The following is a 7,878-nucleotide window of genomic DNA, read 5'->3' as shown; positions in this document are numbered from 1 at the left end:
AAGTTCAGCCCGTAGTCGGTCTGATCGCCATTCCACATCCGGTCGAACACCCAATTACCGTCCGCGTCATAATGGCCTTCCTCGATCCGCACGAGCTGCAGCATCTCGCCCGGCGCGGCGTTGGCCAGCTCGATCTGGACGCGCGCATGGAGTGCGGTGACGAGATATTCGTCCGGCCCCAATTGCGCGATCACCGCGCCGCCGGAGGGATAGTCATTGCCTTCGGCCGGCTTGAAGCCGAATTGCGCGCGGCCGAAGCTTACCGTCGCCCTATATTTGCCGAGGTCGATCACCTGCTCGTGCTTGGCCGCCGGATCGGTCGGCTCGGCAACGCCCCACGTCTTGCCGGTCAAAGCCAGCACGGGCCAGACATGCACGAGCTGCCCGAACAGGCGGTAATTGAGCGCGAACGCGTCGAGCGTCCCGTCGTCCAGCTTGGCGGCGCCGAGCGGGAAGTTCCAATAACCGGTCTCGTCCATGCCGAATGGCGAGAAGCCGATCGTGCCCCGGCCCATCGCCGGGAAGAAGTAGCGCGCGAACTCCTTCTTGTTGCCGGTCTCGGGCACGAACAGGGCATTGTCCGGCCGATCATATTGATCGAGGAAGCCCAGATAATCGTGATGGTCCGAATTGTAGATGTCGGGCGCCAGCACATCGACATGCGGCGCCGCCGCCTTCCACACATCGAGCACCGCCGGATCGGGACCGCCCGACGAGTAAGTGTTGGGATCCTGCCAGACGTCGGTATGGCTGGGTAAAGCAGCGTTGACGTACATCGGCAGCGGCTTGATCGCCTTGCCCGCCGCCGCGACCTGATCGATGTAGCCCGCGACATACCAGGCATGGAACGCCAGCTCCGCATCGCGGCCGAACACTTGCGTCCAAGTGCCTGTCTTGCCGATCTTGGCCGCCAAAGGCGCGGGCACGGCGCCGGCGAAGAGCTTGTCCGCCTGCGGCGAATGATCGCGTGCGAGGCCGTAGCTGCCGCTCTCATTTTCGACCTGGACCATCAGCACGGTGTTCTGGCCGTCGGCATCCTTCAGATGCTGGATCAGGTGCGCGAAGGCGTTCTTGTCCGCCGCCAGCGTGTTCGTCCCGAAGGGCGTCAGCGCGTAATGGATCTGACCCTTGAGGTTGGTCATGCGCGGGAAGCGCTTCGGGTCGAGCTTGACCCAGGCGGGCGTGTAGTTGGCGTTGGTGTTCTTCCACGTCCCGAACCACAGGATGACGAGGCGCTTGTCGTGCGCGCGCGCTTCCTTGAGCAGGGTATCGAGGAAGGAGAAATCGAACTTCCCCTCCACGGGCTCGATCTGCTCCCACGCGACCGGCACCTCGAGCGTGTTCGCGCCGAGCTTCTCGATCGTCGGCCACACCTTGGGCAGAGCGGCGGCGTAATTGGACGAATTGTTGACCTGCGCGCCGAGCATCAGGAACGGCTTGCCGTCGACGATCAGCGCATGGCGACCATTCTGGGCGACGATGTGCGGCAGGTTGGATGGCGCGGCCGACGCCGGCGCGCACGCCAGGGCCGCCACGGACCCCGCAACCGTCAGAATCTCGCGCAGCATCAGCCTCTCCCCTTGGGTTTCGTCGACCCGTGGCGGGATGATAGGCGAGCGTCAGGCTGGGATAAATATGATTTTTACAGGTTGGGCAGAGGGGCGGCCGTGGCCGCCCCTCGCAAGGTTCAGAACTTGAACTTGGCAGACGCGCCGACGATCCGCGGATCGTTGATCATGCCGGTCAGATTGTTGAAGTCGATCGCGCTGATCGAGCGGATCTGGTTGAGGATGTTGCGGCCGAATACCGCCAGCTCCAGCCCGCTGTGCATCTGATAGCCAAGCTTGAGCCCGCCTTCGGTCAGCGACCGGCCGCGGAACTCCTTCGCCTCATAGAGGAAGTAGTTGATGTCGCTGCGATAGGCCCAGTCGGTTATCGCGAACACCTCGTCGCCATTGGCGAGCGGGATGCCGTAGCGGAGCGTGAAGTTGGCAACGTAACGCGGCGCCTGCGGCAGGCGGTTGCCGTTGACCAGGGCAACCGTGGCGCCGTTCACAATCGTCTCGGGATCGGTCACGGTGCAGAGCGCGCCGCAGACGCCGACCACCAGGTTCGGATCCTTGATCTTGGTGAAGTTATAGCTGCCCGACGCGGTGAAGGTCAGGTTCGGCATCGGCCGCGCCTCGATCTCCGCCTCGATGCCATGGCCCAGCACATGATCCGCGCTGAGCAGGCGCGCCGAATTGGTCGCGCCGCCGACCGCGGTGATCTGCAGGTCCTTGGTGCGGTTCCAATAGGCATCGAGCGCGAAGTTGACCTTATGGTCGAGCGTCGCACCCTTGATGCCGCCCTCGGCCGAGATCGTGGTCTGCTTGGGCGCGCTGTTCTGGAAGCTGCCGAAGGTCACGCGATCCTGGATCGCCGGGCCCTGATAGCCGGTCGCGACGCGCGCGTAGAAGTTGATCGTGCGGCTCGCGGCATAGGTCGCACTCGCATCCCAGGTCACGTCGGAGCCATTGACCACCTCGCGCGTCGGCAGCGTGTCCGACAAGGCGAAGGACGGCGCATAACCCGTCACCAGATCATTCTTGTGATCGTGCGAGTACCGCACGCCGGCGCGCAGCGTCAGCTGGTCGATCTTGTAGTCGGCCGAGGCGAAGATGCCGTAATTCACGTTCAGGTCGTCATGGACGAGATCCTGATCGAGATTGGCCGGACGCGTCGTGTAGGGCGTGGCATAATCGAACTCGTCGTAGCGCAGCTTCTGGTGGAAATAATAAGCGCCACCCTGAAAGCGGAGGCCGCCCATATCCTCCGACGCGAAGCGCAGCTCCTGGCTGAATTCGCTCGGCTTGGTGATGCCGCCGGTATTGTCCGCGAACAGCGCCTGGTTGAGCGCCAGCGGCGGGAAGGTGTAGACGTCGCCACCGTCGATATCGCCCGTGCTCTCGACCCGCGCATGTTCGTAGGCGGTAATCGAATAGAGCGTGCCCAGGCCTTCGAAATGATAATCAAGGTGCAGGTTGGTGCCCCACTGGGTCATGCTCTGGCTCGTATAGCCGTCGAGCGCGACCTCATCCTTCTTGAAGCCGGTGTTGAAGTCGTTGCTGCCCTGCTTGAACAGGCCGGCGCGGAAGACGCGTGGGCTTCCGTCGAGATCGCGCGCATGGACGTTGACGAGCGCGCTGAAGTCGCCCGATTCATAACCAAGCTGGAAGCGGCCAGCGAGATCGCGATAGCCTTCCAGATTCTTGTCGGCGACGCCGGTGGTGGCGGTGTTGTGCACCCAGTCGTCGCGGCGCTGGAGGATACCCGACACGCGCGCATTGAAGCCGTTGCCGAGCGGCACGTTGATCGCGGCCTCGGCATTGACCGTATTGTAGGTGCCCCACTCGACCGAACCGTAGCCGCCGAACTGATCGGTCGGCTTGGCGGAATCGAGCTTGATCACGCCCGCCGGCGTGTTGCGGCCGAACAGGCTGCCCTGCGGCCCGCGCAGCACTTCGACATTGGCGAGATCGAACACGGGGAAGGATTTGAGCATCGGATTTTCGAGCGCCACATCGTCATAGACGATCGACACCGGCTGGGCGGCGTTGGGATCGAAATCGGTATTGCCAAGGCCGCGAATGTAGAAACGCGGGAAGGTGCGGCCGAACGAGCTTTCGATCTGCAGGCTGGGCGTACGCGACGACAGGAAGCGAATGTCGAGGCCGCTCGAGTTGAGAACGTCGAGCTTGTCGCCGTTGATCGCGGTTACCGCCACCGGCACGTCCCTGGCATTTTCCGCGCGGCGCGTGGCGGTGACGACGATTTCTCCGGTATCGCTATCGGCGGCGGGGACTGCGGGCGCCGCATCATCGGCCGCCTGGGCCGCACCGGCAACGAGCATCAGCGCGGCGAGCGCCACGCCATGGTTCAACAGGCGGCGCGTGCCGGCAAGCTTGGCTTGGTAGATCATGATTGTCCGGGTCCCCTTAAGGTTCAGGCCGGCATCCTCTCCGATCCTGAGCGTCGGATTTCATGGAAGCGTAACAAAAGCCGGTCCGGCCGGATAGCGGCGCGCCGTCGGCGCGCACGGTCTGACGGTCAGGTGTGGTGCGGGCGCTACAATGCGCCGATCAGCCGACCAGCCGTATAACACGGCCCCGCAGCGCGGCGCCGATCCGGCGCGCCTGCCCCTCGTCATTCCAGATATGGAAAGAGAGGCGCAGGATATCGCGCCGCCGGTCGAAACGGCAACCGAGCGCCCGCAGCGCGGCCTCGGCACCGTCGACATCGTCGCACGTCAGACAGAGCGTGCCGCCGCGATCCTGCATCGCGAACTCCACATCCGCCGCATCCGCCATCGTGTCGATCAGCACACGGTTAGCGGCCAGGATCGCCGTAATACCTATGTCCATCACCGTCTCGATCCCGCTCGCCGCGAGCACGCATGGCGCCGGCGCGGGCGTGCCGCCCCAGAAGCGGCGCGCATCTTCGGCATAACGGAAATCCCGGATATCGAATTCGAATGGGTTCGCGTGGCTGAACCAGCCGGCATTGATTGGCGCGAATGTGCCAATCAGCTCGCGCCGCATCCAAAGGAAGCCCGCGCCGGGGCCGCCGCACAGCCATTTGACGCTCGATCCGACCAGCGCGTCCACACCCCACAGTTGCGGCTGAACGGGCAGGATGCCGACCGCCTGACAGGCATCGACCACCGATATCGCGCCGGCGGCGCGCGCCAGCCGCGCGATCTCCGCCATCGGCGAGACGAGGCCGCTGTTCGAATGGACGTGCATCGGCACGATCGCCGCGACGTGCGGGCCGATCGCATCGGTCCAGCTCTGCGGGTCGATCGGATTGCGATCCTCGGGAATGAGTTCCAGTTTGAAGCCGAGCGCGCCAAGCTGACGCATCGCGAAACCGACCGTCGCGAAAGCGTGCGCGGAGGCGAGCAGGACATCGCGCCCCGGCTCGCGCTTCAACCCCGACAGGATCGCGGTCAGCGCGGCCGACACCGAAGGCTGCGGGCAGACCTCCGCGACTTCCGCCCCGATCAGCCCAGCGACGCCGGCGCGGAAAGCATCGATCGCGGGAAGCCATGTGCTCCAACCGTCTGATCCCTCCTCGGCCCATGGGTCCAACAGGTCTTTATTCAATCGCGCGCGCGAGCCGCGCGGCAGGCAGCCGACCGAATGGCTCAACAGATAAGGCCCCGGGCCCGGCACCTCGAACAGGTCGCGGGGATCGGCGGTCATGCCACCGCCCGCCGCAGCCGTTCGAGATCGGCATGGCGCGTCACGCTTTCGCCATCCGCCACCGCGCAGCGATAATCGCGCAAGATCTTGAGCGAGCGCAGCAGCACGGGCAAGGGCGGTCCGCTCGCGGTGACGCCCTTGAGGTGGGTTTCGTTCAGGCCCGCCGACGGCGCGGTGATGAACTTGTCGACCAATATGTCGTGATGCTGCCGCGCGGTTTCGGCGAACATATCGCACACGGCAAGGAAGGCGCGCGCGTTGGTCTGAAACCAGGGTTGGCGCGCGCTGTCGTCGGCCAGCAGCAACAATTCGTCGAGCAGGCTGCGATAGGTCATGCACTCGCGCAGGCGCGCCTGCTCCGACGGCAGCATGAAGGGCATCTTGTCGACCAGAAGCTGCGCATAATAAGGATCGTTGGCGCGCGTCAGGCCGAGCAGCAGATCGATCTCGTTGATGCCCGAAAAGTCGCCGGCATTGGCGCCGCGATATTCGGTGCGGCCGACACGATAGGGTTTGTAATAAGGCCGGACGCAGAAGAAAAAGCGGTCGATATCGAGCTCGGCCGCGAGCCGTGCATTGAAACGGACCACATCCGAAAGCGCATTGCGCGCATCGTCGAAAAGCTGCGCCGCGATCGGGCTCGACACGCCGAGATGGACGACCCGGCCGAGCGCGTCGGCGGCGCGCTGCAGGCCGAGAATGCCGCGCGCATTCTCGTCGATAAACAGGAATTCGTCGGGCAGCGAGGTGAAGCTCTTGCGCACGCCGCGCACCGCCAGATTGTGGGTCGCAAGATGCGCAGTCGCGAAGCGCGGCGCCATCCCGATCGACGCGCCGACATGCAGCGCGAGCGACGAGGCTTCCGGGAAAGGCGATTTTTCTTCGCGCGCCGGATTGGTCAGCTCGTGCCGGCGGAGCGCGCCCATATACATGCCGACATTGCCGAGTACGCCGAACGCGCTGGAGAAACCGTCGCCGGTATTTCCCTCGGCCAGCAGCCGCACAACATGCGCACGCCCCTCATCGCGCAATGCGGCCTTGAGGGGATCGCCGATCCCATCGACATTGGCGCGATCGGCCTGGGCGAAATAGAGCTCTTCGAGCGCGCTGTTGATCGCGATGAAGGCGGTGCGGATCCAGGTATCGAAAGCCTGTGCGTTAGCGGACATGCCGCCTCTTATCCCGCCGCGAGCGCCTTCTCCAGCACGACCATGTCCAGCGGCGGATCGACCAGGATCGGGAAGGGCCGCGTCTCGCGCGTTCGCACGAAGCCGCGCCGTTCGTAATAAGCGATCAGTTCGACGCGTTTTGAGATCACCGTCATCTCGATGCGCGAGACGCCGAGCTCGTCGCGCGCCACGCGTTCGGCCGCGGCCATGATCATCTTGCCGATTCCGCCGGCCTGGCAGGCGGGATCGACGCACAGCAGGCCGAGATAGGCCAGATCGCGGTTCTGTCGCGTCAGCGCGACGCAGCCGAGCACGGCGTTTCCGCGCTCCGCGACCAGCAATCGCTGTTTCTGTGCGTCCAGAAATAAGTGAAGTTCATCATAATCAATACGTTCGCCCGAAAGCAGGTCGGCTTCGTGCGTCCAGCCCTGGCGCGCGCTGTCGCCGCGATAGGCGCGCTCGATCACCGGATGAAGCCGAGCCAGATCGGCCGGAACCGCTATCCGAACAGTCAGATCTTCCGTCATATCGCCTCTCCGGTCGGCCCTCGGCGCCCGGGGCGCAGGCATAAAAAAAGCCCCGACCCGAAGGCGGAGCTTATGTGCTTCATTGGTTGCGGGGACAGGATTTGAACCTGTGACCTTCAGGTTATGAGCCTGACGAGCTACCGGGCTGCTCCACCCCGCGCCACCAATATGGAGCTCAAGCTCCAGAAAACTACCCCTCCAGAGACGCAAACGCCTCCGACAATTGGGTCCCATCAAAGTATTAATTTGATGGGGTCCCTCATGCGGAGGCGCGCGGCCCTCGCGGGCGAAATGACATGTGAATGGGTTCAAAATCCGTGCTGCGCTGGCTTCAATGCCTGGCGACGACCTACTCTTCCATCGCTTAAGCGATAGTACCATCGGCGCTGTCTGGTTTCACGGCCGAGTTCGGGATGGGATCGGGTGGGTCACAGACGCTATGGCCACCAAGCAATGGAGCCAGCGCAGTACGGGTTGGTTCGAAAATCGATGCGTGCACCACATATGCTGAGTGAACCACATCAAGATCAGGAACAGTCCTGTCATTGATGGTGGAACTCTCAAGCGCGAATAGGACAATTAGTATCGGTTAGCTCCATGGATTACTCCACTTCCACATCCGATCTATCAAGGTCGTGGTCTCCGACCGTCCTAAGATATCTTATCTCGAGGGGAGCTTCCCGCTTAGATGCTTTCAGCGGTTATCTCGTCCATACATAGCTACCCAGCTGCGCTCTTGGCAGAACGACTGGTGCACCAGAGGTATGTTCATCCCGGTCCTCTCGTACTAGGGACAAGTCCTCTCAAATATCGACGCCCACGGCAGATAGGGACCAAACTGTCTCGCGACGTTCTGAACCCAGCTCACGTACCACTTTAATTGGCGAACAGCCAAACCCTTGGGACCTGCTCCAGCCCCAGGATGTGATGAGCCGACAT

At 63.4% G+C, this 7,878-nt stretch carries 5 protein-coding genes, 1 tRNA gene and 2 rRNA genes; all 8 read right to left on the bottom strand.

Translation table 11 applies throughout. The features are described from left to right. Positions 1-1,568 (bottom strand): DUF5597 domain-containing protein (locus tag VK533_RS11985; RefSeq protein ID WP_324377925.1); only part of this gene is annotated, 1,568 nt, incomplete at its 3' end. A 119-nt stretch (positions 1,569-1,687) separates the two neighbouring features. Then, complete coding sequence (locus VK533_RS11980) at positions 1,688-3,961, bottom strand: TonB-dependent receptor (protein ID WP_324377923.1); 2,274 nt, start codon at positions 3,959-3,961, stop codon at positions 1,688-1,690. Between the two features lie 160 nt (positions 3,962-4,121). Next, complete coding sequence (locus tag VK533_RS11975) at positions 4,122-5,243, bottom strand: aminotransferase class V-fold PLP-dependent enzyme (protein ID WP_324377921.1); 1,122 nt, start codon at positions 5,241-5,243, stop codon at positions 4,122-4,124. Next, on the bottom strand, positions 5,240-6,412 hold the full coding sequence (locus VK533_RS11970) for a PrnB family protein (RefSeq protein ID WP_324377919.1): 1,173 nt from the start codon (positions 6,410-6,412) through the stop codon (positions 5,240-5,242). Before VK533_RS11970 ends, VK533_RS11975 begins: the two co-directional genes overlap by 4 nt. Positions 6,413-6,420: 8 nt before the next feature. After that, the gene (locus VK533_RS11965; protein WP_324377916.1) at positions 6,421-6,939 is read right to left on the bottom strand and encodes a GNAT family N-acetyltransferase; all 519 of its coding nucleotides are present in this window, start codon (positions 6,937-6,939) and stop codon (positions 6,421-6,423) included. 83 nt (positions 6,940-7,022) lie between these two features. Continuing rightward, positions 7,023-7,099 (bottom strand) — tRNA-Met (locus VK533_RS11960). Between the two features lie 176 nt (positions 7,100-7,275). Continuing rightward, positions 7,276-7,390: ribosomal RNA gene (rrf, locus tag VK533_RS11955) — 5S ribosomal RNA — on the bottom strand. 109 nt (positions 7,391-7,499) lie between these two features. Next, a 23S ribosomal RNA gene (locus VK533_RS11950) occupies positions 7,500-7,878 on the bottom strand; the annotation flags it as partial.

The sequence above is a fragment of the Sphingomonas sp. genome (assembly GCF_035317925.1).
Lineage (GTDB): Bacteria > Pseudomonadota > Alphaproteobacteria > Sphingomonadales > Sphingomonadaceae > Sphingomonas_I.
The sequence above is the reverse complement of the archived record's forward strand: the minus strand, read 5'-3'. Positions and strand labels throughout refer to the sequence as shown.